Annotated in this window: 1 protein-coding gene; it reads left to right on the top strand. The window is 43.9% G+C overall.

Annotated features, from left to right (window positions below):
• The coding region (locus A7090_RS25630) for an IS630 family transposase (protein WP_123057002.1) at positions 1–374 on the top strand (374 nt) is incomplete at both ends.

Here is a 374-nt window from a genome sequence, read left to right as displayed (position 1 = left end):
AACAGCTATGGCTTGATACGTAAAGGCCAGAAAAAATCAGTAAAAACAACAGGCAGCCGCACACGCCTGAATATCATGGGGGCGCTGGATCTGAAAGCCCCGGAACACCCGTTAATCTGCGAATATAAAACGATTAATGAGTACAATGTATCCCGTTTTTTCAATGAGATACGTAAGGTTTATCCTGATTATAACCAGAAAATCCACGTCATTCTGGATGGCGCAGGCTACCACCGTTCACAGTTAGTAAAAGACTGGGCAGAAGTGGTGAATATACAGCTCCATTATCTCCCACCGTACAGTCCAAACCTGAATCCGATAGAACGAATGTGGAAATTAATGAACGAACATGCCCGGAATAATCGCTACTTCAG

Origin of the sequence: Escherichia sp. MOD1-EC7003 (assembly GCF_002965065.1) — a bacterium.
Classification (GTDB): Bacteria; Pseudomonadota; Gammaproteobacteria; order Enterobacterales; family Enterobacteriaceae; genus Escherichia.
This window is presented reverse-complemented; position numbering and strand designations above follow the sequence as displayed.